Raw genomic sequence first — 882 nt, 5'->3', positions numbered from 1 at the left:
TGAGAGTGCTTGTGGTAAAAGTACCCTTGGTTTATCTGTTATTCGTATGCTCCAAGGAGGAAAAATTACTTCTGGGTCTGTCTCGCTTGATGGAGAATCAATTTTAGATCTTGATGAAAAGACATTTGATAAAAAATTTCGATGGAAAAAAATATCTATGATATTTCAGGGTGCAATGAGTTCCTTAGATCCTGTCTTTACAATAAAGGACCAATTCTATGAGGTCTTAAAACAGCATAATTTTGAAGGTAATTTCAAAAAATGCATTAGTGAATCAATTAGTTCTGTAGGTCTAGATGAGAATGTCCTAGATAAATTCCCTCATGAGTTAAGTGGAGGAATGAAGCAAAGGGTGATAATTTCTATGGCTTTACTCCTAAAGCCATCGTTTGTAATTGCAGATGAGCCAACTACTGCCCTTGATGTATTAATTCAAGCACAAATAATCAACTTGCTCAAAAAACTCAAAAAAGAAGGAATGTCATTTATGCTAATCACACATGACCTTGCAATTTTATCTGAAATTTCTGATAAAATTGGAATAATGTACAGTGGCCAAATGGTAGAGTTTGGCTCTTCATTTGATATTTACAAAAACCCAAAGCATCCATACACTCAAGCCCTCTTAGAGTCAATTCCAACTTTACATGGAACAAAACCAAAATACATCAAAGGAACTCCTCCTAGTCTTATCTCTCCAGGAGAACAGTGTAGATTTCTAGATAGATGCCCTCACGCCATGGATAAATGCAAAAAAGATCCTCCTAATTTTAAAACCGACTCAGGATACGTCAAATGTTGGCTTTATGATGAAAAGTGATGACTTTTCTCTCGTTTAAATAAGCATCATGATACCATAATGTGTGCCAGAACTAAAAATTA

1 protein-coding gene is annotated in these 882 nt (G+C 34.9%); it reads left to right on the top strand.

Annotated features, from left to right (window positions below):
* Positions 1–820, top strand: an 820-nt coding sequence (locus C6988_RS11065; protein ID WP_182135509.1) for an ABC transporter ATP-binding protein, incomplete at its 5' end; no start/stop codon positions are given.
* Positions 821–882 lie beyond the last annotated feature (62 nt).

Source organism: Nitrosopumilus sp. b1 (assembly GCF_014078545.1).
Classification (GTDB): Archaea; Thermoproteota; Nitrososphaeria; order Nitrososphaerales; family Nitrosopumilaceae; genus PXYB01.
The sequence above is the reverse complement of the archived record's forward strand: the minus strand, read 5'-3'. Positions and strand labels throughout refer to the sequence as shown.